Here is a 917-nt window from a genome sequence, read left to right on the forward strand (position 1 = left end):
GAGAGCTTTTTAGTTCTCGTTTGGGCTTTATCCTCGCAGCGGCTGGTGCAGCTGTCGGCCTCGGAAACATTTGGGGGTTCCCTACGCAAGTTGCTAGCAATGGCGGCGGCGCATTTCTTCTCGTATATTTGGTGCTGATCTTTGTGGTTGCCTTCCCAATGCTGGTGGTTGAGATGGCGATTGGTCGTCATGGTCAAGCTAACCCAGTCGACAGGATGCGTTCATTGACCCCAAATCTACTGGCGAAAAAGGTCGGTGCGCTGACGGGGTGGATTGGTCTGAGTGTTCCGAGTGCGGTGTTAGGCTTCTACAGCATTGTCGGTGGTTGGTTGATCTGTTTCCTATTCGGTGCGGTGGCTGATCTATTTGGACTAGCGGATCTTGCAGCATGGTTTAAAGGTTTCAGTGTTGAACGCAATGTTTTTGGTACCGTACTGTTTTACGTATTGACCATTCTTATCGTGCAAGGTGGTATCAAGCAGGGGATTGAGAAATGGTCGACTCGCTTAATGCCAGCGTTGTTCGTGCTATTTGCACTGTTGTTTGTCTACATCATGACACAGCAAGGCGCGGTTGAAGGACTTAAGCACTACCTAGTACCTGATTTTGAAAAGGTATGGGACAGAAAGCTGATTCTTGCGGCAATGGGACAAGGTTTCTTCTCTCTGACCATTGGTGGCTGTTCAATGTTGATCTATGGCTCTTACCTGAGTAAGAAAGAGAACCTACCGAAGATGGCGATGAACGTGACTCTAGTCGACACAGCGGTCGCTTTTATTGCAGGCTTGGTCGTTATGCCAGCAATGTTCGTTGCAATGCAAAAAGGTGTACAAATCTACGCAGAAGATGGTACGCTATTGAGCTCAGACACACTGGTATTTACAGTTTTGCCACTGATGTCTGATAGCCTAGGCTTC

Annotated in this window: 1 protein-coding gene; it reads left to right on the forward strand. The window is 48.3% G+C overall.

What is annotated here, in order from left to right:
• Positions 1–917: sodium-dependent transporter (locus KIV40_RS30745; RefSeq protein ID WP_375164920.1), on the forward strand; the 917-nt coding region annotated here is incomplete at both ends.

This window comes from Vibrio sp. D173a (genome assembly GCF_030248475.1).